General features: G+C 73.1%; 23 protein-coding genes. 15 read left to right on the top strand and 8 right to left on the bottom strand.

The window, feature by feature from the left end; all coding sequences use genetic code 11:
- Positions 1–66 precede the first annotated feature (66 nt).
- The 3 genes from ACH4U8_RS21380 to ACH4U8_RS21370 form a co-directional block, all read right to left on the bottom strand.
- A complete protein-coding gene (locus tag ACH4U8_RS21380) occupies positions 67–486 on the bottom strand; it encodes a RidA family protein (RefSeq protein WP_395779388.1) in 420 nt (139 codons plus the stop codon).
- Between the two features lie 124 nt (positions 487–610).
- Positions 611–1,366, bottom strand: coding sequence for an IclR family transcriptional regulator (locus ACH4U8_RS21375; protein WP_395779386.1), 756 nt, complete (start codon positions 1,364–1,366; stop codon positions 611–613).
- A complete protein-coding gene (locus ACH4U8_RS21370) occupies positions 1,363–2,475 on the bottom strand; it encodes a sugar kinase (RefSeq protein WP_379989578.1) in 1,113 nt (370 codons plus the stop codon). Before ACH4U8_RS21370 ends, ACH4U8_RS21375 begins: the two co-directional genes overlap by 4 nt.
- Here ACH4U8_RS21370 and ACH4U8_RS21365 point away from each other — a divergent pair.
- The 5 genes from ACH4U8_RS21365 to ACH4U8_RS21345 all read left to right on the top strand — a co-directional run bounded on the left by ACH4U8_RS21365 (position 2,468) and on the right by ACH4U8_RS21345 (position 6,647).
- Positions 2,468–2,806 carry a hypothetical protein gene (locus tag ACH4U8_RS21365; RefSeq protein WP_395779384.1) on the top strand — a complete coding sequence of 113 codons (339 nt, stop codon included), beginning with the start codon at positions 2,468–2,470 and terminating at the stop codon, positions 2,804–2,806. The two genes, ACH4U8_RS21370 and ACH4U8_RS21365, sit on opposite strands and share 8 nt — an antisense overlap.
- A gap of 15 nt (positions 2,807–2,821) precedes the next feature.
- Positions 2,822–4,111, top strand: coding sequence for an amino acid deaminase (locus ACH4U8_RS21360; RefSeq protein WP_360305700.1), 1,290 nt, complete (start codon positions 2,822–2,824; stop codon positions 4,109–4,111).
- Positions 4,112–4,121: 10 nt separating this feature from the next.
- Positions 4,122–5,735 (top strand): amidohydrolase family protein, encoded by a 1,614-nt coding sequence (locus tag ACH4U8_RS21355; protein WP_379989581.1) that lies wholly within the window; start codon positions 4,122–4,124, stop codon positions 5,733–5,735.
- Between the two features lie 130 nt (positions 5,736–5,865).
- Entirely contained in the window at positions 5,866–6,327 is a 462-nt protein-coding gene (locus ACH4U8_RS21350; RefSeq protein ID WP_360305704.1) for a hypothetical protein, read from the top strand.
- Positions 6,324–6,647, top strand: coding sequence for a transcriptional regulator (locus ACH4U8_RS21345; RefSeq protein ID WP_395779382.1), 324 nt, complete (start codon positions 6,324–6,326; stop codon positions 6,645–6,647). The genes ACH4U8_RS21350 and ACH4U8_RS21345 overlap by 4 nt, the downstream gene beginning before the upstream one ends.
- Positions 6,648–6,746: 99 nt before the next feature.
- On the opposite strand, the gene ACH4U8_RS21340 is transcribed toward ACH4U8_RS21345, so the two are convergent.
- Positions 6,747–7,601, bottom strand: a complete 855-nt coding sequence (locus tag ACH4U8_RS21340) for an ABC transporter permease (RefSeq protein WP_379989582.1) — start codon at positions 7,599–7,601, stop codon at positions 6,747–6,749.
- A 75-nt stretch (positions 7,602–7,676) separates the two neighbouring features.
- Positions 7,677–9,122: an MATE family efflux transporter gene (locus ACH4U8_RS21335; protein WP_395779550.1), complete on the bottom strand. Its 1,446-nt coding sequence runs from the start codon at positions 9,120–9,122 to the stop codon at positions 7,677–7,679.
- 183 nt (positions 9,123–9,305) lie between these two features.
- On the opposite strand from ACH4U8_RS21335, the gene ACH4U8_RS21330 reads away from it, so the two are divergent.
- The 4 genes from ACH4U8_RS21330 to ACH4U8_RS21315 are packed head-to-tail and all read left to right on the top strand — an operon-like array spanning position 9,306 to position 14,387.
- Positions 9,306–10,850 carry an ABC transporter substrate-binding protein gene (locus ACH4U8_RS21330; protein WP_395779380.1) on the top strand — a complete coding sequence of 515 codons (1,545 nt, stop codon included), beginning with the start codon at positions 9,306–9,308 and terminating at the stop codon, positions 10,848–10,850.
- On the top strand, positions 10,838–11,881 hold the full coding sequence (locus ACH4U8_RS21325) for an ABC transporter permease (RefSeq protein WP_395779378.1): 1,044 nt from the start codon (positions 10,838–10,840) through the stop codon (positions 11,879–11,881). The genes ACH4U8_RS21330 and ACH4U8_RS21325 overlap by 13 nt, the downstream gene beginning before the upstream one ends.
- Entirely contained in the window at positions 11,878–12,741 is an 864-nt protein-coding gene (locus ACH4U8_RS21320; protein ID WP_395779376.1) for an ABC transporter permease, read from the top strand. Before ACH4U8_RS21325 ends, ACH4U8_RS21320 begins: the two co-directional genes overlap by 4 nt.
- Positions 12,738–14,387, top strand: coding sequence for an ABC transporter ATP-binding protein (locus ACH4U8_RS21315; protein ID WP_395779374.1), 1,650 nt, complete (start codon positions 12,738–12,740; stop codon positions 14,385–14,387). The genes ACH4U8_RS21320 and ACH4U8_RS21315 overlap by 4 nt, the downstream gene beginning before the upstream one ends.
- A 124-nt stretch (positions 14,388–14,511) precedes the next feature.
- Here the strand turns inward: ACH4U8_RS21315 and ACH4U8_RS21310 are convergent, their stop codons facing one another.
- Positions 14,512–15,231 (bottom strand): response regulator transcription factor, encoded by a 720-nt coding sequence (locus tag ACH4U8_RS21310; RefSeq protein ID WP_395779372.1) that lies wholly within the window; start codon positions 15,229–15,231, stop codon positions 14,512–14,514.
- 421 nt (positions 15,232–15,652) lie between these two features.
- Here ACH4U8_RS21310 and ACH4U8_RS21305 point away from each other — a divergent pair, with 421 nt between their 5' ends.
- From ACH4U8_RS21305 to ACH4U8_RS21295, 3 genes are all read left to right on the top strand, one after another.
- Positions 15,653–15,937: a hypothetical protein gene (locus ACH4U8_RS21305; protein ID WP_395779370.1), complete on the top strand. Its 285-nt coding sequence runs from the start codon at positions 15,653–15,655 to the stop codon at positions 15,935–15,937.
- Positions 15,934–16,542, top strand: a complete 609-nt coding sequence (locus ACH4U8_RS21300) for a phosphatase PAP2 family protein (protein ID WP_395779368.1) — start codon at positions 15,934–15,936, stop codon at positions 16,540–16,542. The genes ACH4U8_RS21305 and ACH4U8_RS21300 overlap by 4 nt, the downstream gene beginning before the upstream one ends.
- Before the next feature lie 130 nt (positions 16,543–16,672).
- Positions 16,673–18,127 (top strand): sensor histidine kinase, encoded by a 1,455-nt coding sequence (locus ACH4U8_RS21295; RefSeq protein ID WP_395779366.1) that lies wholly within the window; start codon positions 16,673–16,675, stop codon positions 18,125–18,127.
- A gap of 140 nt (positions 18,128–18,267) precedes the next feature.
- Here the strand turns inward: ACH4U8_RS21295 and ACH4U8_RS21290 are convergent, their stop codons facing one another.
- Positions 18,268–19,281 carry a saccharopine dehydrogenase gene (locus ACH4U8_RS21290; RefSeq protein ID WP_395779364.1) on the bottom strand — a complete coding sequence of 338 codons (1,014 nt, stop codon included), beginning with the start codon at positions 19,279–19,281 and terminating at the stop codon, positions 18,268–18,270.
- Between the two features lie 94 nt (positions 19,282–19,375).
- Between ACH4U8_RS21290 and ACH4U8_RS21285 the strand changes: the two genes are divergently transcribed.
- Positions 19,376–20,038 (top strand): TetR/AcrR family transcriptional regulator, encoded by a 663-nt coding sequence (locus ACH4U8_RS21285; RefSeq protein ID WP_395779362.1) that lies wholly within the window; start codon positions 19,376–19,378, stop codon positions 20,036–20,038.
- Positions 20,039–20,266: 228 nt separating this feature from the next.
- On the opposite strand, the gene ACH4U8_RS21280 is transcribed toward ACH4U8_RS21285, so the two are convergent.
- Positions 20,267–22,306, bottom strand: a complete 2,040-nt coding sequence (locus ACH4U8_RS21280) for an NACHT domain-containing protein (protein ID WP_395779360.1) — start codon at positions 22,304–22,306, stop codon at positions 20,267–20,269.
- 408 nt (positions 22,307–22,714) lie between these two features.
- Between ACH4U8_RS21280 and ACH4U8_RS21275 the strand changes: the two genes are divergently transcribed.
- Positions 22,715–23,602 (top strand): Scr1 family TA system antitoxin-like transcriptional regulator, encoded by an 888-nt coding sequence (locus ACH4U8_RS21275; RefSeq protein WP_395779358.1) that lies wholly within the window; start codon positions 22,715–22,717, stop codon positions 23,600–23,602.
- Positions 23,599–23,790, top strand: a complete 192-nt coding sequence (locus ACH4U8_RS21270) for a DUF397 domain-containing protein (protein WP_395779356.1) — start codon at positions 23,599–23,601, stop codon at positions 23,788–23,790. The genes ACH4U8_RS21275 and ACH4U8_RS21270 overlap by 4 nt, the downstream gene beginning before the upstream one ends.
- Positions 23,791–23,813 lie beyond the last annotated feature (23 nt).

Below are 23,813 nucleotides of genomic sequence, written 5' to 3'. Positions count from 1 at the left end.
CGGCGCCATGGGGGAGCAGAGCGCCGTGCCTTGGGGGACGAACGGGAGGATACGGGGCAAGGGGTCTCAGCCGAGAACGGCCAGCGCGTCGATCTCGATGAGCAGACCCGCGGGAAGGCCGACGTACACGGTGGTACGGGCGGAGGCGGGGGCGGTCAGGCCCTGCTTCTCGAAGTACGCGTTGTAGATCGCGTTCATTTCGGCGAAGTGGCCGGTGTCGGTCAGGTAGACGCGCATCATCATCACGTCGTCCCAGCTCGCGCCGCCCTCCTCCAGGATCGCCTTGACGTTGGCGAAGGTCTGGAGGGTCTGCTCGCGCAGGGTCGGGCCGGCGGGGGTGGGTGCCTGGCCTTCGACGGCCGGGAGGAAGCCGACCTGGCCGGCGACCTGGAGGATGTTGCCCTTGCGCACACCGTGGGAGAACTTGGCGGGCGGCGCGGTGTGGGTGGCGGGGGTGATCGCGATCTTTTCGAGCTTGTCGGTCATCGGCGTGCCTTCTCGGTGGTGGTGGTGATCGCGCTGCGATCGCGTGGTGGTCGTGTGGCGGCCGTACTGCGGTCGCACCGCGGTCCGGCCGCGATCACACGATGGTCGTGCGGTGACCGGGCGGTCATCGTGGGGGATGGGCGGCACCCGAGTACTCCCGCGTGATGGCGTCGGCGGTGCGGCGTACCAGCGGGAGCAGGGCCAGGAGTTCCTCGGCGGTGACGACGACATTCGGCGCGGAGACCGACATGGCGGCGACGACCAGTCCGTCCGCACCGCGAACAGGGGCCGCGATGCAGTTGATGGACTCTTCGTGGCCACCGAGGTCGGTGGCCCAGCCCTGTTCGCGGACGGTCGCCAGTTCCCGGAGGAACGCGGCGGCGTTCGGTATCGAACGGGACGTGTACATGGGGTATTCGAGCTTCTCGGCGACGGCGCGCCGTTCGGGCTCGGGCAGGTCGCCGAGGAGCAGCTTGGCGACGGCGGCGACGGTGATCGCGACCGGTTTGCCGACCCGCGAGTACATCCGTACCGGGTAGCGGCTCTCGACCTTGTCGATGTAGAGGACCTCGTGCTCCTCGTACACCGCGAGGTGCACGGTGTGCCCGCACTGCTCGTTGAGTGTGACCAGGTGCGGATGCGCGATCTCGCGGACGTCGAGGTTCTCGACGGCCTCCTGGGCGAGTGCGAACAGGCGCGCGCCGAGGCGGTAGCGCTGGTCCTGCTGGCGATAGACGAGGCCGTGCTCGTGCAGGGTGCGGAGCAGGCGCAGCGCGGTGGACTTGTGGACGCCGAGGCGCTCGGCGACCTGTCCGAGGTCGGCGGGCCCCTGGGCCAGCAGCGGCAGGATGCTCAGGGCTCGGTCGACGGTCTGGCTCATGGGGTGCATACCTCCTGGTCCGCCCCGGTGGCGGTGGCGTGGGCCTGGGTCCAGCCGGGGCCGAGACGCAGTCTGCCCCAGGCCCCGTCGTCGAGGTCGGCCAAGCGGTCGGCCACGGCGCGCGGCGGCGGGACGGCGAGGTCGCCCGCGACGGTGAGTGCGGCGGCGGCCATGAGGTGGCCGTGGCGGATGCGCCGGCGTACCGGAAGGCCCCGCAGGGTCGCGGAGAGGAACCCGGCCGCGAAGGCGTCGCCCGCACCGACCGGGGCGGCGATGTCGACGGTGAGGGCCGGTACGAAGACCGACGGTCCGTCGTCGGTGAACACGGTGGCGCCCGCGCCGCCCTGCTTGACGACGACCACGCCCGGCTCGGGGAGCGCGGCCCGAATCGCGTGCGCGCCGCGAATGTTCCACGCGGCCTCGGCCTCGTCCTCCCCGACGAATACCAGGTCGGCGCCGCGGGCCAGATCGAGCAGGACGGCGGGTCCGGCGGCCACGCTCCCGCGCTCGTCCCAGAGGTTCACGCGGTAGTTGACGTCGAAGGAGACGAGCGGCCGACCGGGCCGGCGGCGGGTCGCCTCGGCCAGGAGCGCGAGGCAGTCGTCGGAGAGGGCGGCGGTGATGCCCGAGACGTGCAGGACGCGTCCCGACCACAGGTCGCGGTCGGGGATGAGGCGGGGGGACATGGCGGAGGCCGCGGAGCCGGCGCGGTAGTAGAGGACTTCGGCGACGGGTTCGGCGATCGGGTCCGCGATGGGTTCGGCCGCGGTGACGACCGCGACGGCGGCGGGTACGACCGCGGCCGTCGCCGCGGTGTCCGGCGTGGCCCGGTCGCCGTCCCCGGTGGCCCGCTCGCCCGCCGTACGGAAGTAGATGCCGGTCGGCCGGAGCGGGTCGCGCTGGACGGCCGACGTGTCGACCCCGTACGCCGCGATCGCCGCGACGAGGTGGTCGCCGAATCCGTCGGAGCCGACCCGGCTGAGCCAGCGCGTGCGGTGCCCGGCCGCGGCCAGCGCGCACGCCACATTGGACTCGGCGCCGCCTATGCCGCGCTCGAAGGACGGAACATCGGCGAGGCGGCCGGGGCGTGAGGGCAGGAACGTGACCATGGACTCGCCAAGGCAGACGACGTCGACGGTTCCCGGTGCGGTCACGCTCACGATTGCTCGAACTCCCGGTTCATCGGTTCGTCATGCTCGTCAAGAGCATCGGGACATAAAGGATGTAAAGAACGGCAAGGACAGCAAGAGCAGCAAGGACATCGAGTCCGCAAAGACCATCGAGGACATCGAGGATGCCTCGATCGTCGAGCGGTCGCCGCCGTCTCGCCGCCGTCTCGCCGACGGCCGCGTGACGCCGACCATTGACCCGGCGTTGGCTCGGATGTTAGACAACGCCGAGCGATATACGCAATGGGCGTTGCGCAGGATGCAACGATGATGTCAGGAGGCTCCCATGGCTGCCGACAACGCGGTCGGCCGGCTCGCCGGGCTCGCGGACGAGCGTGTCGACCACCGCTTCAAGGCCCTGCCACCGGACGCCGAGGGCCTGACCGTCGGCGAGCTGGCCGCCGAGCGCCGCAACCTCTTCACCGGCGGCTTCACCACACCGGTCCTGGCCCTGTCCGCCGAATCCGTCGAGCACAACCTGGCCCTGATGGAGACGTACGCGCAGCGGCACGGCCTGGCCTTCGCCCCGCACGGCAAGACGTCGATGGCCCCGCGGTTGTTCGCCCGCCAACTCGAACACGGCGCGTGGGGCATCACCGTGGCCGTCCCGCACCAGGCGCGCGTGGCCCGCGCGTTCGGCGTCTCGCGCATCTTCCTCGCCAACGAGGTGGTGGACGCGCCGGCGCTGCGCTGGTTGGCCGGGGAACTCGACGCCGACCCGGACTTCCGCTTCCTCTGCTACGTCGACTCCGTGCGCGGCGTCGAATTGATGGACGCCGCCCTGCGTGCCGCCGAGGCCCGTCGCCCGCTCGACGTGGTCGTCGAACTCGCGGCCGGCGAGGGCGCCCGCACCGGAGCCCGCACCGAGAGCGAGTGCGCCGAGATCGCCGACGCGGTCGCCGCCTCCCCGGTGCTGCGCCTGGTGGGCGTCGCCGGCTACGAGGGCGAGGTGCCGCAGGCCGACGGCGACCGGGTGCGCACCTGGCTGCGCCGACTGACGTCCCTGGCCGCCGACTTCGACAGGCAGGGCTGCTTCGAGCAGCTCGACGAGATCGTGGTCAGCGCGGGTGGAAGCGCCTGGTTCGACGCGGTGGCCGACGTCTTCGCCGAGCTTCCCGAGCTGTCCCGCCCGGTCCTGAAACTGCTGCGCTCCGGAGCGTATGTCTCGCACGACGACGGCCACTACCGGCACCTCACGCCGTTCAACCGGGTCCCCGACGAAGGCGCCCTCCAGCCGGCCTTCCGCCTGTGGGCCCAGGTCGTCTCCCGTCCGTCCCCCACGCAGGCGTTCGTCAACGCCGGCAAGCGCGACGCCGCATACGACCTCGACCTGCCCGAGGCACACGTCGTGCGTTCCGCGCGCGACGGCTCGGTGCGCCCCGCCACCGGCATCACCGTCTCCGGCCTCTCCGACCAGCACGGCTGGGTCACCACCGACGCGGGCGCCGAGTTGGAGGTCGGCGACTGGCTCGGCATGGGCCTGTCGCACCCCTGCACGTCCTTCGACAAATGGCAGTTGATCCCGTTGGTGGCAGCCGACGGCACCGTGACCGACTACATCCGCACCCTGTTCTAGGAGCCGTCGCATGGACCTCGTCATTCGCGATGCACGCGTCGTCGACGGCGCCGGTGGTGCGTCCTACCGGGCCGATGTGGGTCTGGACGGCGGCCGGATCAGCGAGATTCGGCGGGCGGGCGGCCCCCGGCTCTCCGGTCGGCGCACCCTGGACGCGGGCGGCCTCGCGCTCTCGCCCGGCTTCATCGACATGCACGCGCACAGCGACCTCGCCTTGCTGCGCGACCCCGATCACCGCGCCAAGGCCGCCCAGGGCGTGACGCTCGAAGTCCTGGGCCAGGACGGGCTGTCGTACGCCCCCGTCGACGACCGCACGCTCGCCGAGGTGCGCAGGTCGATCACCGGCTGGAACGGCGACGGCTCCGACATCGACTTCGACTGGCGCACCGTCGGCGGCTACCTCGACCGCCTCGACCGGAACTTCGGCGGACAGGGCATCGCGGTCAACGCGGCATACCTCATCCCGCAGGGCACACTCCGCATGTACGCCATGGGTTGGGACGACCGCCCCGCGACCGACACCGAACTCGCCCGGATGAAACGGCTCGTCGCCGAGGGCATGGAACAGGGCGCGGTCGGCATGTCGTCCGGACTCACCTACACGCCCGGCATGTACGCGGACGACGCCGAACTCACCGAACTGTGCCGCGTCGTCGCCCGATACGACGGCTACTACTGCCCGCACCACCGCTCGTACGGAGCCGGGGCGTTGCAGGCGTACGAGGAGATGGTGCACCTCACCAAGGCGGCCGGCTGCGCGCTCCACCTCGCCCACGCCACCATGAACTTCGGCGTGAACAAGGGCAGGGCCCCCGATCTCCTGGCCCTGCTCGACTCCGCCCTGGACGACGGCTGCGACATCTCGCTCGACACGTATCCCTACACCCCCGGCTGTACGACGCTCGTTGCCGTGCTGCCGAGTTGGGCGAGCGAAGGCGGTCCCGAGTCGACCCTGGCCCGCCTCCGGGACGACGCCACCGCCGCGAAGATCCGCCACCACCTGGAGGAGATCGGCTCGGACGGTTGCCACGGTGTCCCCATCGAGTGGGACACGATCGAGATGTCCGGCATCTCCGAACCGGGCCTTGCGGACTACGTGGGCAAGACGGTCGCCCGCAGCGCGATCGAGCGCGGCGAGGAGCCGTGGGTCACCGCCCGACGCCTGCTCGTCGACGACCGACTCGGCTCGACGATCCTCCAACACGTCGGCCACGAGGAGAACGTCCGGCAGATCATGCGCCACCGGATCCACACCGGCGGCAGCGACGGAATCCTGCAAGGAGACAAGCCACACCCGCGCGCGTACGGCACCTTCCCGCAGTACCTCGGCCGCTACGTCCGGGAGTTGGGGATCCTGAGCCTGGAAGAGTGCGTGGCGCACCTGACTTCGCGCCCGGCGGCCCGACTGCGCCTGTCCGACCGGGGTTTGGTCCGCGAGGGATACCGCGCCGACCTGGTCCTCTTCGACCCGGACACGGTCGCGGCCGGCTCGACGTTCGAAAACCCGCGCACCCTGCCCGTCGGCATCCCACACGTCCTGATCGACGGCCGATTCGTCATCGAGGACGGCCACCGCACGAACGTCCTCGCGGGCAAGGCGATCCGCCGGACGACCATGGCCTAGCCCGGGGCCGACGGGGCCGAGGCCGCGCCGCCGCGATCGACTCGGTCGAAGCGCCGTCGCGCGGGCCCCTTGACTTTCCCATCGGGAAAGTAGGACTCTTACTTTCCCGATGGGAAAGTGAGGTTCCGTCATGACGAACACCGCTCCGGAGCAGGCCCGTGCCGCGCTGGATGCCGTCGACCGTGCCCGGCGCCAGGTGGCCGACCAGGTCGGTCTGCCGCGCGGCTACTGGTGGGTGATGGCGGCCGGCTGGCTCGGGTTGGGTGTGCTCGGCAGCGTGTCGCCGTGGCTGGGCGGGACCGCGGCCGCGGTTTTCGGCGCCGGGCACGGGACGCTCGCGTCCCGTCTGCTGGCCGGCCGCCGGCGCACGGACGGACTGCGGGTCAGCGCGGCCGTCGCCGGGCGTCGCACCCCCGTGGTCGTGGTCGGCATGTTGGTCGGGCTCGTCGGCGTCACCGTCCTGGCCGCCCTCGCGCTGCACGCCGACGGCGCCGAGCACGCCAGTATCTGGGCGGCGGTACTGGTCGCGGCCGTCATCGGCTTCGGCGGACCGGACATCCTGCGCGTCCTGCGCCGTTGGGCGCGGGCATGACGAAGGCACGGTTCGACGAGCTGATCCACCCCAGCACCCGGCTGACGCTGGTGGCGACCCTGGCGGCGGCCGACTGGGCGGAGTTCGCCTTTCTCAAGGAGCAGTTGGGGTTGTCGGAATCGGCGCTGTCCAAGCAACTCGCCACTCTGGAGGAAGCCGGGTACGTGGCCACGGAGCGCCGCCCGAGCGGCGGCCGCCGCAAGGTACGCGCCCGCCTGACCACCGCCGGCCGGGACGCCTTCGACGGCCACGTCGCGGCACTCCAGGCCATCGTCACCGGCGCCACCACCCCCGCCGGAAGCCCCGCAACCCGGTCCTGAGGCGGGTGTCGGGGCCGAGTCTGCGGGGCTGATCCGACGGGAGACGAGTTCGGGCGTCCCGGATCCCATGGGCCGGTCGTGCAGGGGGCGGGGCCGAAGTCAGTGGTTGCCGGCGGCGTGCGGTGGTGGGGGACTGTGCCGTCGGTGCCATGGGCGGCGGGACGGGGGCTTGGCATCCGGGGCGGCGGGGGCGGTGATGCGGGCCCGGGCGATCAGTTCCAGCGTGATCGCGGTGGCGACGGCTTGTACGGCCATCAGGGCGACGAGGACGAAGAGTTGCACCGCGCCGGCCGTGATCGGGTCGGCCCCGCCGAGCAGCATGCCGACGAACGCGCCCGGCAGGGTGACCAGGCCCACGGTGCGGGTCTGGTCCAGACCGGGGACGAGTGCCTCCGAGGCGGCCGGGCGGGCGATCTCGATTCTGGCGTCCCGTTCGAGCATGCCCAGTGCGAGGGCGGCCTCGACCTCGCCGTGACGCAGTCGCAGCACCGCCAGGCTCTGTCGGCCGGCCAGGACGGTCGCGGTGAGCGCGCCGCCGATGAGGATTCCGGTGATCGGGATGAGGGTGATGCCGCGGGGCGGGACGAGGCCGGTCGCCAGGAGCAGCCCGACGAGGGGCAGCACACCCGCGGCGATGGGGACGGCCGTCCACCACCACGTGCGGTCGGGGGTGATTCTGCGGCCCGCGGTGCGCACGGCGACCGCGAACATCACGAACAGGAAGGCCGGAAGGCCCGCGGGCGCATGCGCCAACCAGCCGATGGCGGCGGAGACGGCCGCGAGTTGGAGGGCGGCCCGGATGCCCGCGAAGAGCACCTCCCTGGCCCGGCCGGCGTCCTGATCGGGTGACAGGCGGCACACCGCGACCACGGTGACGGCGGCGGCGAGCAGCAGCGCCAGGACCCAGCCGAGGGCCGCGTCGACGGGCAGCAGGGCGGCCGAGGCCGAGTTCATGGGATCACCGTAGTACCGATCACCGAACCCCCTGCCGCGGCTGCCCGCTCGGACACGACGGCCGCCCCGGGTCGGCTACGTGGCCGCGGCGACGGCCGGCCCGGCCGCCCGGCGGTCGAGGGCGGCGGTGAACGCGCGCAGGAGCAACGCGGCGGTGGCGGCCAGTCCGGCGAGCAGGCCGAGCCACAGGCCGAGGGTGTCCCCGCCGAACCCGAACGCGAACAGGCACGACGCGGGCAGGCCGATCGCCCAGTAGCCGACGAGCGTGACGCGGAAGCCGGTTCGGGTGTCGTCGAGGCCGCGCAGGAGTCCGACGCCGATGTTCTGCGCGCAGTCGAAGAACTGCAGGACGGCGGCGACGACCAGCAGCCGGGTGGCGATCGTGCGGGCGTCGCCGGCGGAGGAGTCCAGGAACGGGGCGAGGACCAGGTGCGGGAGCGCCAGGTACACGGCGCCGACCGCGGCCATCACGCACGCCGCGCAGCCGAGCGCGGTGCGCATCAGGCGGCGGGCACGGGCGAGTTCGCCGAGGGTGATCTCGCGGCTGACGTTGATCGACGCGGCGTGGGAGAGGCCGACGGCGACCTGGAAGACGATGTACACCAGTTGGTTGACCGCGGTGTGGGCGGCGAGGGCGGCGGGGCCGAACGATCCGGCCATCAAGGCGGTGAAGAAGAAGAACCCGGCCTCGGAGCCGTAGGTAGCGGCGATCGGCACGCCCAGTCCGACCAGGCGCCGCACGGCGACGCGGTCCGCCTTGGCGGGGTTCAGGGCCAGCAGCGGCGCGAGTTCGCGATCGCGGCGGGCGGCGGCGTACAGGGCCAGGAAGGTCAGGAAGTAGACCCCCGACGTCGCGGCGCCGATCCCGACCAGCCCGGCCTCGGGCAGGATCCAGGTGCCGTGCACGAGGGCCCAGTTCAATCCCGCGTTGACGGCGACGGAGGCGAGCGTGATGCGCAGGAGCGCCTGGGGACGGCGCATGCCGACCGTGAACTGGCGCACCGCCTGGAACCACAGGCACGGCAACAGACCGGGGGCGAGGGCGGCGAGCATGTGCCGCGCGCGGCGGGCGACGTCGTGGTCCTGGCCGAGCAACGGAAGCGCCTGACCGACGCCGAGCATCAGCACCGCGCCGATCAGGCCCGCGCCGGTGGCGACGGCCATGGCGGCGCGCACGACGCCGCGCACCTCCTCGCGCGCGGCGTCCGCCGTCCCGGGTTCGCCCGCCCCGGCGTCCGCGGTGCCCGGCGTGGTCGGGCCCGCGGCGTCGGCGGCGCGCTCGGCCCGCGCGGCGGCCGCGGCGACCTGGTTGCCGACGGAGGTGACCAAGCCCACGCCCATGGTGCGCACCTGGTTGAACACGACGATCGCCAGTCCGCCTGCCGCGAGTTCCTCGGTGCCGAGCAGGCCCATCATCACGGTGTCGGTGGTGGTCAGCGCGACCTGGGCGAGCTGGGTGAGGATCAGCGGGACCGCGAGCACGGCCAGGGCGCGGCCGTCGCGGAAGAAGGTCGTGGACATCGTGCGCAGCGGCTCCTCGGGATCGGGCAGGGCACCGTAGCAGTCGAGTTCACGCCGTCGGAGCGCGGTCGGGCGGGCGACCGCGAACACGGTGCGCTACCGTCTGCGGTCTTGCGCTGTCAGTCGAAATTAGGATAGGCACACCTAATCCAACTGTGCCGGACCGAAGAACGAGGACGCACCGTGTACGTGAACAGGCGCCAAGTGCTGATGACCGCCGGCGGACTCGGGGCGGCAACCCTCGTCGGATGCTCGTCCCAGAGCGGCGGCGCCCCGGTGCCGCAGACCACCGGCGGCACCCCGAAGAAGGGCGGCACGCTTCGCGTCGGCGCGCTGGGCCGGGCCGGGGCGATCACCCGCGACCCGCACGGCACGCAGAGCAACGAGAGCGACTACCTGGTCCTGTCCCTCGTGTTCGACACGCTGACCGTCCCCGCCGGCCGGCCCAACACCGCGCCCCGCCTGGCCGCGTCGTGGGAGTCCACCCCCGACCTGAAGACCTGGCGCTTCAAGATCGCCCCCGGCGCCGCCTTCCACGACGGCAGCCCGGTCACCGCCGCCGACGTCGTCTGGTCGCTGCGGCGCCTGCGCGGCACCAAGTCCGGCGCCTCGCGCCTGCCCGGCATCCAGGCCGAGAACATCACCGCCGACGGCGACGGCACGGTGGTCCTGGTGTCCGACTACCCCAACGCCGAACTGCCGCTGCTGACCCGCCTCAGCAGCTTCATCCTCAAGAAGGACACCCCCGACAACGCGCTGGACAAGGCCCCCGGCACCGGCCCGTTCAAACTCGACTGGTACCGCAACGGCAACGCCCGCCTGGTCCGCAACGAGAAGTGGTACGGCGGCGAAGTCCTGCTCGACGCGGTCGAGATCACCATGTTCGAGACGGCGCAGGCGATGTCCAACGCGATCCTCGCCGGCCAGATCGACCTGGCCTCCAACGTCGGCCCGGTGGCCGCGCGCATCGCCGAAACCCGCAAGGACCTGCGGGTGGTGCGCCGCGCCGACGACATGGCCATGCCGATCGTCATGCGCACCAAGGACGGCCCGTTCGCCGACCCCCGCGTGCGCGAGGCCCTGCGCCTGGTCGTCGACCGCGACGCCATGGTCAAGCAGGTCCTGTCCGGCTACGGCACCGTCGCCAACGACGTCATGGGCACCGGCGACCCGCGCTACGCCCGCGACCTGCCCCAGCGCAAGCGCGACCTGGCCCGGGCCGGGCAACTCCTGGCCGAGGCGAACTTCGACCTCGGCAAGACCTACGACCTGATCACCACCGAGGACATCGCCGGACTCGCCGAGTCCGCCACGCTGTTCGCCAACCACGCCCGCGAAGCCGGCATCAGGATCAACGTGGTCAAGCAGGAGTCCGGCACCTTCTGGGACGCCACCTGGCTCAAGGGCACCCTCTACACCACCTACTGGGGCACCAACGACTCGGTGCTCTTCCTCGGGTCCAAGCTCATGGTCGGCGACGCCGGGCAGAACGAGGCCCAGTTCGCCGACCCGGCCTTCGACGACGCCTACCGCCGGGCGGTCGGCGCCGCCGACGAGGCCGGCCGCGCCGCCGCCCTCGTCGAGGTCCAGAAGATCCAGCACGAGCGCTCCGGATACCTGCTGTGGGGCATGGCCGACGGCATCGACGTCGCCGCGGCCAAGGTCCGGAACCTGCCCACCCTGGCCGGATACGGCCGCGTGCAACTGCAGAGCACGTGGCTGCGCTGACCCCAGGCGCGCCGGCGGCCGGGTCCACCGACCCGGCCGCCGCGGGCCCGCCCGTACCGCCGCGCCCCCGTGACGACTTCGCGCGCCGTGCCGGGCGGGCCGCGCTGCGCGCCGGTGCCGTGCTGCTGCGCCGCATCCTGGTGCTGGCCGCCCTGCTGGCAGTCGTGTTCGTCGCCGTCGAGATGCTCCCGGGAGACGCGGCCACCGCCACGGCCGAACGCGGCGACGGCGCCGCCGCCATCGCCGCCCGCCGCGAACACCTGGGCCTGGACCGGCCGTTGTGGGAGCGCTTCGCGGACTGGATGACCGCACTACCGACCGGTGACCTGGGCACCTCCGCGCGTGGCGAGAAGGTCGCCGACCTGCTGCGCGACCCCTTCCCCAACACCCTGGCCCTGGCCGGCGCGGCGTTCGCCCTCACCGTCGCCGCGTCCCTCGCCCTCGGCTGCCTGGCGGCCGCGCGCCCCGGCAGGCGCACCGACCGGATGATCGGCCACACCGCCACCACCGCGTTCGCGGTCCCCGACTTCGTACTGGCCACCGGCCTGGTCCTGGTCCTGTCCCTGTGGACCGGCCTGCTGCCCGCGGTCACCGTCGCCGACGCGTCCGGCAAGCCCGCCGAATGGACCATGATGATCATGCCGGTACTCGCCCTCGCCGTCCCGCAGACCGGCTGGAACACCCGCATCGTCCGCGGCGCCCTCGCCGACCAGGCCGACGCCGCCCACGTCGAAGCCGCCCGCCTGGACGGCCTGTCCACCACCCGCGTCCTGCTGCGCCACGCGCTGCCCGGCGCACTTCCCGTCATCGCCACCGGCATCGCCACCTCGACGGGCATGCTCCTGGGCGGCGCCGTCGTCGTCGAGACCCTCTTCAACCACCCCGGCATCGGCACGGTCCTGGCCGGCGCGGTCGCCGGGCGCGACACCACCCTGATCGCCGGGTGTGTCGCCCTCGCGGGCGCCGCGATCACCCTCGTCCTCCTCGCCGCCGACCTCGTCCGCGCCAAGACCGTGGGAGCCGGCCGATGACCACCGCCTCCGCCTCGACCGACACCGCGACGCCCGCCCCCGCCCGCCCGGGCCGGCACCCGCACCCGCACCGTGCGCTCCTCCTGCTCCCGGCCGCGCTCTTCCTCGCCGTCGCCCTCGCCGGGCCCTGGCTCGCACCGCACCCCATCGACGCCCCGGTGACCGCCACCTACGCCGAGGCGGGCGACGGCGCCCTCCTCGGCGGTGACCAACTCGGCCGCGACGTGTGGTCCCGCCTGCTGGACGGCGGCACCGCGTTGATCGGCTGCGCCTTCCTCATCGGCGCCGCCGTCACCGCGACCGCGGCCCTGCTCGGCTGCCTCGCGGCACTGCGCCCACGCGCGGGTCGCGTCCTCGAACGCGCCGCCGACGTCGCCATCCTCCTGCCTTCCGTCCTGGGCATCATGCTCGTCGCGCTCGCCTGGCCGGACGGCGGACGCTGGGCCGTCATCGCGGCGGCCATCGTCCTGGGCACCCCGTTCGCGGTCCGCGTGATCGCCGCGGCAGCCGCGCCGCTCGCCGCCGCCGGGTACGTCGAAGCCGCCCTGATGCGCGGCGAATCCAGCCTCTCCATCACCGTCCGCGAACTCCTGCCCAACCTCCGCGGCACCGTGGCGGCCCTGTTCGGACTGCGCTTCGTGGAAGCCGTCTACATCATCTCCACGGCCGCGTTCCTCCAGATCGGTCCGCAGCCACCCGAAGCCGACTGGGCGCTGATGATCCGCGAGAACGCCCCCGGTATCCTCCTCAACCCGTGGGCCGTCCTGGCCCCCAGCGCCGCCGTCGCCCTCCTCGCGATCACCGTCAACCTCGCCACTTCGGCACCGGCCCCCCGCACCCAGGCGGTGACCTCGGCATGAGCCCGCGCACTCCCACCCACCCGGGACCCGACGACGGCACACGGCTCCCCACGCACGCGGACACCGCCACCGGCGGCGGGAGCCTCGCGACCGGCGATACCGCCGACGCGGTGGTCGTCGACATCGCCGGACTCGGCGTCCGCCTGGTCGAAGGCCCCCACCTGCTGCACCCGGCCCACGCCACCGTGCGCGCGGGGCGCATCACCGCGCTCACCGGCGCGTCCGGCTCCGGAAAGACCACACTCCTCAAGGCCCTGCTCGGTCATCTGCCGGCCGGCGCCACCACCGAGGGCACCGCACACGTCCTGGGCCACGACGTGCTGAGGCTGGACCGCGCCGCACTCGGCCGGCTGCGCCGCACCGAACTCGCCTATGTCGGTCAGGACCCCGGCTCCGCGCTCAACCCGTACACGAGCGTTCGCCGCATTGTTGCCGAGACCGCCCGGGACCGAACCCGACAGGGCGTCGAGGCCGTCCTCGCCGAATGCCGACTGCCCCTGGACGGCGGTCTGCCCGACCGTCGCCCCGGCGCCCTGTCCGGCGGCCAACAGCGCCGAGTCGCCCTCGCCCGCGCCCTGGCCCGCAACCCCCGACTCCTCCTGCTGGACGAACCCACCGCCGGACTCGACCCCACGTTGCGCGACGAGATCGCCCGGCTCCTGCGTCGCCTCGCCGACACCCGCGGCCTCGCGGTACTGATGGCCTGCCACGACCCGGAACTGGTCGCGGCGTGCGCCGACGACACCATCACTCTCGCCACTCCGGGCCCGCCCGCGCCGCCGCCCGCAGCCCCGCGGCGACCGCGAGTCCCGGCGGGGCGCAAGCCACCCGGCGAGAGCGCCGCCACCCGCGTCGACCCCACCCACGTGGGCTCGCCCGCCGGGCCCGTCGTCGCGGCAAGGCCCGAGCGGCACGCGCTCGCCGCCCATCGGGTCACCGTCACCTTCGGCACCGGCCGCGATCGCCGCCCGGCCCTGGACGGTGTGGACCTGACGCTCCCGGCAGGCGCCGCGATCTCGATCGTCGGGCCGTCCGGCTCGGGCAAGACCACGCTGCTGCGCGTGCTCGCCGGACTCGCCGTGCCGGACGCCGGCACACTCACCCTGGACGGCGCGCCCCTGCGCCCCGCGGTCCGTCGCCGCGGACGGGACCGGCAGCGCCGCATCCAGTTCGTCCCGCAGAACCCGCTCGCCACCCTCAACCCCAGCCGCACCGTCGGGGCCGCCCTCGCCCGCCCCCTGGCCCTGCACACCCGACTCACCCGCACCGCCCGCACCGCACGCGTGGTCGAACTGCTCGAACTGGTCGGCCTGCCGCCCGCCTTCACCGACCGCTACCCGGCCGAGCTGTCCGGGGGCCAGCGGCAGCGCGTCGCGATCGCCCGGGCCCTGGCCGTCGACCCCGACTACCTGCTGTGCGACGAGATCACCAGCGCCCTCGACCCCGACATCGCCGCCGCGGTCATGGACCTGCTGCACACCGTGTGCGTCGAACGCGGCACGGCTCTCGCCCTGGTCACCCACGACCACGAACTGGCCGCCGCGTACACCCGAACCGTGCACGTCCTCACCGACGGCCGACTGACGGCGTGCGGCGACGCCGCGACGGTCCTGGCCCACACCACGGGGGTCGGTCGAGAGCCCTGAGCATCGGGCCGGGTCGCCGGGCCCTCGTGTCGGCGGTGGGCGGGTCGTGTGCCGTATTCCGGGGCTGCCGACACGCGGCCCGGCGGTTTGCGCCGCCCGTGGCGAGTCGCCCTCGGACGGCGAATCAGCCGGAAGCGACCAGCCGGTACCCGACCCCGCGCACGGTCTCGATCACCGGCCGCCGGCCGGGCGTCCCGGACGGCGCTGCGGGCCCCGTACCCGCGTCGCGACCCTCGCGGGCGAGCTTGCGCCTGAGGTAGCCGACGTACACCTCGACCACGTTCGCCGGGCCCTCGTAGTGTGCGTCCCACACGTTCGCCAGGATCTCCGTCTTCGAGACCGCGTCGCCCGCCCGCCGCATCAGGAACTCCAGCAGCGCGAACTCCCGTGGGGTCAAAGGCGTTTCCTCGCCGTCGATCGCGACGCGGCGGCGTGCGGGATCCAGGGTGAGGCCGCCCACCGCCAGCACCGCCGGCCGTACCGGCGCCCCCCGGCGCACCAGTGCGCGCAGCCGTGCGATCAGGACCACGAAGCCGAACGGCTTGGTGAGGTAGTCGTCCGCCCCCAGGTCGAACGCGTCCGCCTGGTCGTAGTCGCCGTCCTTGGCGGTCAGCATCAGGATCGGAGTCCACACGCCCGCCTCGCGCAGCCGCTCGCACACCCGGTAGCCGCTCAGGCCCGGCAGCATGATGTCGAGCACGATCACGTCGTAGGCGTTCTCGGTTGCGGCCCACAGGCCGTCCGGGCCGGTGTGGACCACCTCGACGTTGAAGCCCGCGTCGACCAGCCCCAGTCGCACGGTCTCCGCCAACCTGACCTCGTCCTCCACCAGCAGTACCCGCACCCGACACCTCCGCCGCCCGCGCACCGGCCGCCGGAACCGCCGACCGTGCGGCCCAGCACACCACCGCGAACCCAAGGGCACGCTGAGACACGGCGGCGCGATCGGTCCCGGCCCGTCCGACGCACGTCGCGCTCGTGGCCTTCCGTCCCTTCCGGGAAGGGGCGGGCGGCCTTCCCCCCGCGCGAGGCACCCCCGCGGGCAGTGCCGGCTGCACCCGACGGACCAGCCCTTCCCTCATGCGCGAGGCACCGCCCCGAGCTGCTCGGCCGCGGTACTCAGCGGATTCTCAGGACCGCCCCGGCAGGCTCGGGGTGGACAACGCGGGGCCGTGCCGCGCTGCGGCGTCCGGGCCGCGCCCGGCGTGGGAACGCCGCAGGCGCGGCGGACGCGGAATCACCGGACGGGAAGGGAGGTGCGCGTGATGTCGTCCACTGCCGGCGACCCGGCCTCGAACGCCCGGGACGCGCGTTCGTGGCCGGGGTCGTTCGACGCGCCGGGTATTGCGGGGGTGCTGCTCGTCGAGACGGGCCCGATGGCGCTCCCGCACAGACCGCCGGTGCTCGCCAGGCGCGACGCGCGCCGGCGTCGGGGCGAGATCCCCGAGGCGCCGGCCCACGTCGGCGCGCACGCGCACCCGGCCTCGTCCCCGAACCCGCCCCGCTCCCACGAGGGCGACCCGGCCGACGGAACGGGGGACCGGGCATGAGCGGCCTCGCGTTCTCGGGCGCCTCCGTCGACGGACCGCTGTACGAGCGGGTGACCGAACTCGCCCGCGAGGCGCCGCCGTTCCTCAACCGGGTGGTGGCCGACTGGTCGACGTACGGCCTGGCGCTGTTCGCGGTGCTGATGCTGACCGTGTGGTGGACCGCCCGCAGCCGCGAGCCCGCGGCGATGGCCCGGGCCCTGGCCGCGCCCGCGATCGTGGCCCTGGTGTACCTGCTGGACACCGGACTCAAGTCGGTGTTCACGGAAAGCCGCCCGTGCCGGACCCTGACCGGGGCTTTCACCCTGGAGGCGTGCCCGGGTCCGTACGACTGGTCGTTCCCCAGCAACCACGCGGTCGTGGCCGCGGCTGCCGCGACCGCACTGTGGGCGGTGGATCGGCGCATCGGCGCGATCGCCGCCGTCGCCGCGCTCGCGATGGCGGCCTCGCGCGTGTGGGTGGGTGTGCACTACCCGCACGACGCGGCGGCGGGCCTGCTGATCGGGGTACTCCTGGCCTGGCCCCTGGTCCGGATGGCCGGACGGGCCGCACCGCTGGTCGAGGGCCTGCGAGGCACCCGATGGCGGGCGTACGTGGCGACCCGATGAGAGCCCCGCGAAAGCCCCGCCCCCGGTGCCCCGCCGACCGCGCACCCGACCCGACCGCCCGAAGCCGGCGACACGCGGCCCGCGCAAGCGCCGCACCCGAGCCGGGCGACCGCGAACTACAGTGACCGACATGTGGCCCCGGCTCGGCGCGTGGTACCGACGGCACGCCGGGGTGCGCATGCGGTCCGCGCTGGCCGCCGCAGCGGTCGTCGTCGTCGTGATCGCCCTCGCCGCGGCCGCGTTCCTGTTCCTCTACCACCGCTCCCTGCTCGACTCCCTCGACGCCGACGCCCGCCGCCGCGCCGACGCGGTCGCCGCCGAACTCACCCGCCCCGAGCCGCCGGGCCAGGCATCCGGGGCGATCCCCCCGGAACGCGGCGACCTGACACCCGTCCAGATCCTCGGCCCGGACGGCACCGTGGTCGCCGCCTCGCCCTCGGTGCGCGGGCTGCCGCCGCTGACCCCGCTGCGCCCGCAACCGGGCCGGACGCAACGCGAGAACCGCAGCCCGGTCCCCGGCCAGAGCGACACCTACCGCGTCGCCGCGCTGGGGGTGGCCCGCCCCGACGGCACCTACACCGTCGTGGTCGGCGAGTCCCGGGAGGCGATCGACGACAGCGTCGAGGACGCGGGCGCGCTCCTGCTGCTCGGCTGCCCCTTCCTGATCGCCGTCGTGGCGGCGGCCACATACCTCTTCGTCGGACGCTCCCTGGTGCCCGTGGAGGCCATGCGCCGCAAGGTGTCGGTGGTCACCGCCGACCGGCTCGACGAACGCGTCCCCGTCCCCGAGGCCCGCGACGAGGTCGCCAACCTCGCCGAGACCATGAACGCCATGCTCGACCGCCTGCAGACCCAGGTCGAGGCCCGGCGCCGCTTCGTCGCCGACGCCGGGCACGAACTGCGCAGCCCCATCACCACGCTTCGCGGCGGCCTCGAAGTCCTCGCGGCACGACCGCTCGTCACCCGCGACGCCGACCTGGTCGGTCTGCTCACCGCCGAGGTCGGCCGCCTCGACCATCTCGTCGACGGGCTCCTGTGGCTGGCCCGCGCCGACGAACACGGTCTGCACACCCGGCACACCGACGTCGACCTGGACGATCTCCTCGACGCCGAACGCCGCCGCCTGGCCGCCCGATACCCCGCACTGCGGATCACCGCCGAGCCGACCCCGACCCGGGTGTACGGCGACGCCGGACAACTCGCCCAAGTCCTGCGCAACCTCGCCGACAACGCCGCGGCCCACGCCTCGTCCGCGGTGCGCCTGGTGGTCGCCCCGTCGGCCGACGGACACACGGCCGTGCTCGACGTGGCCGACGACGGCCCCGGCGTGCCCCCCGCCGAACGCGACCGCATCTTCGGCAGATTCGTCCGCCTGGACCCCAGCCGCGACCGCGACTCCGGCGGCGTGGGCCTGGGCCTCGCCATCGTGCACCACCTCGTGGCCGCCCACCACGGCACCGTGGCCGTACACGAAGCACCGGGCGGAGGCGCACTGTTCCGAGTCGTCCTGCCCACAGAACCCGACCGCCCCGCGGAGCCCAACCGCCCCACAAGCCCACCCCACGACGCCACCGACGACGCCTGAACCCGCGCGGCCGTCACCCGATCCAACCCTCGGGACCGCCCCGGGAGCGCAAAGTCCATCCGGGTGCCCCCGAGTTCATAAGTCGCCGATGGGTGCAAATGTGACGTCATGACTTCGATGCCCAAGCCGGCCCAGCGGTCCTACGCGCCGGGGGCGTCCACGAAGACCGCCCCGATCTCCGCCAGGCCCTCCGCCGCATCCGCCGGGTCGATCAGCGACTCGGGGGTGTGGATGCCCGGCGCGGCGGCGTCGCCGGCGAGGCCCAGCAGCCGTTCCACGCCGAGCGCGATGCCGAGGGCGGTCAAGGGGCGCTGCCCCGCGGCGTGTACGAGGTAGCGGGCGACCGTCAGGGGTGCTCCCGACGGGCCGATGCCGTCGATGTCGATCCGGACCTCGGCGGACGGCCCTTCGCCGCGGCGCCGGCCTGCCGATTCGGCGACCGCGAAGTCGAACCGGACGTCCGGTGCACCCGTCGCGAGCGCCAGGCTCGGCACGTCGAGGACCGCGATCCGCGCGGCCGGCAGGACGGTGCCGTCGAGGGTGGTGACCTCCGTCTCCGTATCCGCGCCGGCGACCCAGGTGAAGACGCCGTCCCGGCGCACGAGTCCCGCGCTGGTGGCGGTGACCCACCGCTCCAGGTCCGCCACTCCTGCGGGGCCGCCGGTGTCGGTCTCGTCGAGGACGGCTCCGATGGCGATGCGGTCGACGCGGTGGAACTCGCGGGCGACGTGCAGCGCGGCCAGTACGACCGTGCCCGCGCAGAAGTGACTCGCCAACAGGATCGGTGCGGTGCCCGGACGTTGCGCGCCCGCGACGACCTCCGGGGCGATGTCCACGAAGCCGCTGGAGATGCCGAGGTACGGCAGCCCGTGCCGCTGCGCGTACCGCAGGGCGTTGAGCCGGTCGTCCCACAGCGTGGCGACGACAGCCGAGAACCCGGTGCCGTCCGCCGGGAGGCCGAGGTCGCCGCGCCGCATGTCGACGGTGACGGCGGTCGCGTCGCGGAGGCCCCCGGCCACCTGTTCGGCGCGGCCGATGTCGCGGCCCGCGATCACCAGGGGCAGCGCCGGGTGCCGGCGGCGCAGGAGGGCGGCCGCTCCCGAGCCCGCCTGCCCCGAACCGCCCAGGATCAGTACCGGCTTCGTGTGTCCCATCGTGTTCCTCCGTCTCACCATGAGGCTACATTCTGTAACCTACATTTTGTAGGTTACATCGTGTAGGTAGACTCGGGGAAACGCAAGGAGGGCCATGACCCCGTCTCCCACCCGCCTCCCCAAGGCCGCCCGGCGCGAGCAACTGCTCGACGCCGCCCTGGGGATCGTGCGCGCGCATGGCGCGGACGCGCTGACGCTGGTCACACTCGCCGAGGCGGCCGGGGTGAGCAGGCCGATCGCGTACGACCACTTCGCCACCCGCGCGGGACTGCTGCTCGCCCTCTACCGGCGGCTGGAGGAACGCCACCGGGCCACGGTGAAGCAGGCGCTGCGGACCGCTCCGCCGAACGCGGGGGCGATCGCCCGCGCGACGAGCACCGCGTACTTCGCCTGCGCCACGGACATGCCGGAGTTCACCGCCGTCTCGGCGGCGCTGAAGGGCGACCCGGAAGTCGCGGTGCTGCAACAGGAGATGCTGGACGGCTACACGAGCGTGATGGCCGCCGCCCTGGCCCCGTACTCCGACCTGGACGCCGAGGCGCTCCGCCTGCACTGCCTCGGCCTGCTCGGAGCCGCAGAGGCGATCGCCGCGGAACTCAACCGGGGCCGGACCACCGCCGATGCGGCCGTCGCCACACTGGCCTGCCTGATCACCGCCGCTGTGGCCACCACTCCCGACGAACTCGGCGAAGCGCGCCCCCGGGCCGGGGCCGACCGACCACGCCTCGAACCGGCGGAGGATCGCGGCGACGCGTAGTGCGGCTTGGCGGTCGGTGGCGAGACCGTCGCCGCGCATGGCGATGCCGCGCCGGCTCGGCGTGGCAGCGAACCCCAGGGCGCCGTCGGGGCCGAGGACCGGTCGCCGACCCCGTCGGGGGCTGCCGGGCCGTGAAGTCCGCGCCGACCAGGACAGGCTCGTGCCCATGCCCGCGAGAGGCGCGGGGCAGGGCGCCGCGTCGCTGAGCAGTAGCCGCAGGCCCGACGGTCAGGGGTTGGGGTGGGACGCGAGCCAGTTCTGGAGTTCGCGGTGGCGGAACTGGTAGGCGATGCCGGATATGCGCAACAGACCTGCCCCGTACGACCAGTGCAGGAAGGCGCCGAGGCGCCAGGGCAGCCGGTTTCGGGTGCAGTAGAGAAACACGAGGTAGCGTCGGCCCGCTCGGGCGAGCAGATACAGCGCGACGGCGCTGTATACGAGTCCGATCGTGAGTCCGAACACGGGTCCGGCCGCGAGGCCGTTCACGATTCCACTGGAGAGTCCGATCGGGAGCCCGCCCACGAGCCCGACCGTGAGATCGTCCCGTACCGGACGGCGGGGATCGGCAAGTGGGGCGTCGCTCAGAGGTTCCGCGAACACGGATATGAGCCCGAACGCGAGCCCGGCGGCAAGCCCGACCGCAAGTCCGAGCGCAAGCCCGGGGCCGCGCGGGTGTCCGACCAGGAGCCCGACCACGAGTCCGAACGTGAGCCCGACCGCGAGCCCGAACGGGAGCCCGTTCCGGAGCATTCGCATGAGATGTGGACCCGGGGCGCGTAGTCGGTGGAGGTGGAGTACGGGGGTTCCCGCAACGGCGGGGCTGCTGCCCGAGCGGATGGCAAATAGGACGAACAGCACAATGATTGTGTCGTTGATCAGTTGCGGGAGGGAAGTGCCGACGCCGAGCAGGGCCAGGAGCAGACTGCCGTAGACGGTCGTGAGGATGGCGGCGAGGAGCGTGTCGACGGCGCGCACGCGGTTCACGCCCGCCATCGGCCACAGCCGGTGGAGCACCAGATCGGTGCCCGCGCCGGGGCCGGTGCCGGAGTACGGGGTCGTGGTGGCGAGGTGCCTGGCGAGAGCGGCGAGCCAGAGGTGAGTGTCGTCGGGGCGGTAGCGGCCGGGTCGGGTCGGGTGTTGCCGGACCACGGCGGGCACGTACAGACCCAGCAGGTGGTCGCGGACCGTGCCGGGTGAGGCGAGGGCGCACAGGTCGCCGGGGTCGCGCACCGGGAGCAGGGTGTCCGGGTCGCGTTCCTCGTAGACGGTGGCGGCGAGGTTGAGGCGCCAAGGGGTGTCGAGGGAGCGGGCGAGGGTGCCGCCGGGTGCGGTGTGCAAGGTGGTGACGACGGGTGTCCAGCGGGTCGGGTCGGTGCTGCGGGCGGTCAGGTACGCGTCGGCCTGGGCGGGGGTGACCGGCTCGATCTCGATGCGGGCGGCCTCGCGCATCCGCATGTCCAGGGCGGCCAGTTCGCTGTACTGGTCGGTGCGGCAGGTCAGGATGACCGAGGCGCTGCCCGCGGGGTCCTGGTAGGCGTTGAGTTGCCGCAACGCGACCACCGCCCGGCGGCGGGGCACCGGGGTGGTGTCGTTGTCCATTTCGTCCAGGCCGTCCAGGACCGGCAGGATCCGTCGCTGCTCGACGAGGGTTTCGGCGTCTGCCGCGGTCAGGCCCTGGTCGCGGAACCGCTGGTGGACCTGGTCGGTCAACCACTCCACGAGAGGTCGTTCGGTCTCCCACCCGGCCAGGGAGATACGTACCGGAACCGGGTCGGTGTCCGTGCGGGCAGGGTCGGTGAGCAAGCCGAGGACGAGATCCGAGGCGAGCACGGTCTTCCCGGCGCCCGGCGCGCCGGTGACCACCAGGCGCGCCGGCCGCACGCCCCGGTAGTAGGCGGTGATGTCGGACAGGCGGCCGGATACGGCGGCGCCCGCGGCGTTGTTGGCCGACTCGGGGCGGTACCGGTAGGTCAGGTCGATTCGGTGGGCGCCCTCGCCGATCAGTTGGGCGCGTTGTCGCGTCTCGGTGGCGGCGACGGCGGCGGCCAGTATCGCGGTTTTGGCCGCGGGATCGGCGGCCTCGCGTCGGTCGTCGCGGTACGCGAGCCAGGCCAGGAACGACGCCGGCACCGTCGGCGTCAGAGCAACCGCGGTGGCGGCCACGGACGCCACGTCGAATTGCCACGTCAGCCATAGGGCCAGCGCCACGGAAGCCGCCTGTAGGACTCCGTAGACGGCAGCCGCTCGCCCCGTCCGCAATCGCACCATGGCACGCATCATCCCCAGCGCCACCGTGCGCGGGCCGACGATCTCCGCTCCCGGTGCCGGATCGTGACTACCCGCCGCCGGCGCGTGATTGAGTGCTCGGTTGTGCTCGCGGGTGCTTCGGGCCGACCGGAAGGACCGGACGCCGTTCCGGCCGACGCGATCACGTGCGGAGTGTGGAGGACGACACGCGCGCGAAGGTGCGGGCCGGGGCGACGAGTTGGCGAATCGCCTGGTTCATGGGGCCGGCATGCGGCGGCCGCGTCCCCGGGCACCGGCGGGGCATCGCGTACGTGCAGTCATTCTTCGGACACGAAGAGTGGACGGTACGGGTGGTTTTCCGCCACGATGGGCGGTGTCCGGGGCAGCTCATCAGGGCCGTTGTGATGCGGCATGAGAAAGGGGCAGCGGATGGATATCGTCGGAGTCGAGGGGGAGGCGTCCGGGGCCGTCGGCGCGCGGGTGGTTCCGGTGGGGGAGTGGGAGCGGGAGCCTCATCCGTCGGACAGTCTGCGCACGTTCGGAGCCGTGGTTCAGGCGCTGCGCGAGCACGCGGGCCTCAGTCGGGTCGACCTGGGTACCCGGGTCCGGTTCTCCAAGCACACGGTGGAGTCGGTGGAGTTGGGCCGCCGGATGCCGGACGAGGCGTTCGTGGAGCGTGCGGAGGAGGCTCTCGGCAACACCGGCGCACTGCGCATGGCCGCCCGGCATCTCACGCGGGGAGAGGCGGGGCTCGCGGCGTGGTTCCGGCGGTGGGCTCGGCTGGAGCGGGAGGCGGTGAGCCTGTGCACGTACGAATGCTGTTTGGTGCCGGGGTTGTTGCAGTCGGAGGCGTATGCGCGGGCGGTGTTCGAGGGCACAATCCCGCTGCGGACCGACGAGGAACTGGAGGCGCAACTCGCCGCACGAATGGAACGGCAGGCGATGATGCGGGAGCGGCCGACCGTGCCGTTCGGCTTCATCGTCGAGGAGCACGTGTTCCGGCGGCGGTTCGGCGATGCTCAGGCGATGCGTGCACTGGTGGACCACGTCCTTGAGCGCAGTACTCCGCGCAATGTGACGCTTCAGGTGGTGCCGCTGACGGCTGAGCTGCACACGTGCCTGGATGGGCCGTTGCAGATCCTGGAGACTCCAGCGGGACAGCGGCTCGGCTACTCCGAGGGACAGGAGAACGGGCGCCTGATCGCCGATCGGAAAGAGGTGAGCCTGCTCTGTCAACGCTATGACACACTGCGCTCGCAGGCCCTGAACCCCAAGGAATCCCGGGACCTGCTGGAGCGACTCCGAGGAGAGCTATGAGCAGTGGTACGTCGGGACTCGCCTGGTCCAAGTCCAGCCACAGCGGTAGTCAGGGCGACAGCTGTGTGGAGGTCGCGGTCACCGAACAAGCCGTCCACGTAAGGGACTCCAAGGACGTGACCCGCCCTGCGTTCGCCGTGGGTCGCGCCGAGTGGGCTCCGTTCGTACGGTCCGTGGCCGGGCGCTGATCGACTTGCCCGCCGCCTGACAC

This window comes from Embleya sp. NPDC020886, assembly GCF_044333915.1.
In the GTDB taxonomy this organism is placed as follows: Bacteria; Actinomycetota; Actinomycetes; order Streptomycetales; family Streptomycetaceae; genus Embleya.
This window is presented reverse-complemented; position numbering and strand designations above follow the sequence as displayed.

Excerpts from the sequence above, each read along its gene's own strand:
- ACH4U8_RS21380 (WP_395779388.1), bottom strand. The coding sequence starts at position 486 with ATGACCGACAAGCTCGAAAAGATCGCGATCACCCCCGCCACCCACACC.
- ACH4U8_RS21375 (WP_395779386.1), bottom strand. The coding sequence starts at position 1,366 with ATGAGCCAGACCGTCGACCGAGCCCTGAGCATCCTGCCGCTGCTGGCC.
- ACH4U8_RS21370 (WP_379989578.1), bottom strand. The coding sequence starts at position 2,475 with ATGGTCACGTTCCTGCCCTCACGCCCCGGCCGCCTCGCCGATGTTCCG.
- ACH4U8_RS21360 (WP_360305700.1), top strand. The coding sequence starts at position 2,822 with ATGGCTGCCGACAACGCGGTCGGCCGGCTCGCCGGGCTCGCGGACGAG.
- ACH4U8_RS21355 (WP_379989581.1), top strand. The coding sequence starts at position 4,122 with ATGGACCTCGTCATTCGCGATGCACGCGTCGTCGACGGCGCCGGTGGT.
- ACH4U8_RS21350 (WP_360305704.1), top strand. The coding sequence starts at position 5,866 with ATGACGAACACCGCTCCGGAGCAGGCCCGTGCCGCGCTGGATGCCGTC.
- ACH4U8_RS21345 (WP_395779382.1), top strand. The coding sequence starts at position 6,324 with ATGACGAAGGCACGGTTCGACGAGCTGATCCACCCCAGCACCCGGCTG.
- ACH4U8_RS21340 (WP_379989582.1), bottom strand. The coding sequence starts at position 7,601 with ATGAACTCGGCCTCGGCCGCCCTGCTGCCCGTCGACGCGGCCCTCGGC.
- ACH4U8_RS21335 (WP_395779550.1), bottom strand. The coding sequence starts at position 9,122 with ATGTCCACGACCTTCTTCCGCGACGGCCGCGCCCTGGCCGTGCTCGCG.
- ACH4U8_RS21320 (WP_395779376.1), top strand. The coding sequence starts at position 11,878 with ATGACCACCGCCTCCGCCTCGACCGACACCGCGACGCCCGCCCCCGCC.
- ACH4U8_RS21315 (WP_395779374.1), top strand. The coding sequence starts at position 12,738 with ATGAGCCCGCGCACTCCCACCCACCCGGGACCCGACGACGGCACACGG.
- ACH4U8_RS21305 (WP_395779370.1), top strand. The coding sequence starts at position 15,653 with ATGTCGTCCACTGCCGGCGACCCGGCCTCGAACGCCCGGGACGCGCGT.
- ACH4U8_RS21300 (WP_395779368.1), top strand. The coding sequence starts at position 15,934 with ATGAGCGGCCTCGCGTTCTCGGGCGCCTCCGTCGACGGACCGCTGTAC.
- ACH4U8_RS21295 (WP_395779366.1), top strand. The coding sequence starts at position 16,673 with ATGTGGCCCCGGCTCGGCGCGTGGTACCGACGGCACGCCGGGGTGCGC.
- ACH4U8_RS21290 (WP_395779364.1), bottom strand. The coding sequence starts at position 19,281 with ATGGGACACACGAAGCCGGTACTGATCCTGGGCGGTTCGGGGCAGGCG.
- ACH4U8_RS21285 (WP_395779362.1), top strand. The coding sequence starts at position 19,376 with ATGACCCCGTCTCCCACCCGCCTCCCCAAGGCCGCCCGGCGCGAGCAA.
- ACH4U8_RS21280 (WP_395779360.1), bottom strand. The coding sequence starts at position 22,306 with ATGGTGCGATTGCGGACGGGGCGAGCGGCTGCCGTCTACGGAGTCCTA.
- ACH4U8_RS21275 (WP_395779358.1), top strand. The coding sequence starts at position 22,715 with ATGGATATCGTCGGAGTCGAGGGGGAGGCGTCCGGGGCCGTCGGCGCG.
- ACH4U8_RS21270 (WP_395779356.1), top strand. The coding sequence starts at position 23,599 with ATGAGCAGTGGTACGTCGGGACTCGCCTGGTCCAAGTCCAGCCACAGC.